Genomic DNA, 1,159 nt, shown 5'->3' on the forward strand with positions numbered 1-1,159 from the left:
CCAACACCACCGCCACCTCACCACACACCACATCCACCAGAACCCGCCCCTGCTCCGCACGCGACAACCCCGACAACCGACCGGCCAGGGAGTCGCCGGTAGCGGTGTTGCCGGTACCTGCGGTGCGGCGGCGCGGCTGGCGTACGAGTCCACGCAGCATCGCGGCCAGTTGGCCCGTCTCCGCGTGGTGTGCAAGGGAAGTGACGTCGAACTTCACCGGCACCAAAGCCGATTCCTCGGCGCCGAGGCCGATGTCGAACAGCGCCATGCCCTCATCGTTGGACAGCGGCTTGATGCCACTGCGGACCATCCGGGCCTGGTCGGCCTGGTCGAGCGTGCCGGTCATGCCGCTGGTCTCGCCCCACAGGCCCCATGCCAGGGACACCGCGGGCAGCCCCTGCGCCCGACGCCACTGCGCGAACGCGTCCAGGAAGGCGTTCGCCGCCGAGTAGTTGCCCTGCCCCGGACCGCCCAGCACGCCGGACGCGGAGGAGAACACCACGAACGCGTCCAGATCCAGGTCACGCGTCAGTTCGTGCAGCATCAGCGCCGCGTCGACCTTCGGCCGGAACACCGCACCCAGACGCTCAGGCGACAGGCTCGCGATCACACCGTCGTCGAGCACACCCGCCGTGTGCACCACACCCGTCAGCGGCGCATCCGCGGGGATCGATGCCAGCACATGGCTCAGATCCTCACGGTCGGCCACATCGCACACGACCACTCGGACGTTCGCACCGAGCTGCTCCAGCTCGGTGTTCAGCTCCCCGGCCCCGGCCGCGGCCATGCCCCGGCGGCTGGCGAGCACCAGGTTGCGTACGCCGTGCTCCGATACGAGGTGGCGGGCGACCACACCGCCCAAAGTCCCCGTACCCCCGGTGATCAGAACCGTGCCCTCGGGGTTCAACGGGGATGCGGACGCGGCCTTCTTCGCGGTCGTGCGCACCAGCCGGGGTGCGTATGCGGTGCCTGCCCGTACGGCCATCTGGGACTCGTCCGAGGCCAGGACGGTCGCGATCAGCTCATCGGACGGCTCGTCCTGATCCACATCCAGCAACACCACACGACCGGGGTTCTCCACCTGCGCGGAACGCACCAACCCCCACACCGCCGCACCAGCCGGATCACTCACTTCGGCATCACCCGCCACACCCACCGC

The 1,159-nt window shown here is 69.5% G+C and carries 1 protein-coding gene; it reads right to left on the reverse strand.

The features are described from left to right. On the reverse strand, positions 1 to 1,132 hold a 1,132-nt coding region (locus ACH4TL_RS45815; RefSeq protein ID WP_398332176.1), incomplete at its 3' end, for a beta-ketoacyl reductase. Positions 1,133 to 1,159: the final 27 nt, after the last annotated feature.

The sequence above is a fragment of the Streptomyces sp. NPDC021115 genome (genome assembly GCF_044333065.1).
Lineage (GTDB): Bacteria > Actinomycetota > Actinomycetes > Streptomycetales > Streptomycetaceae > Streptomyces.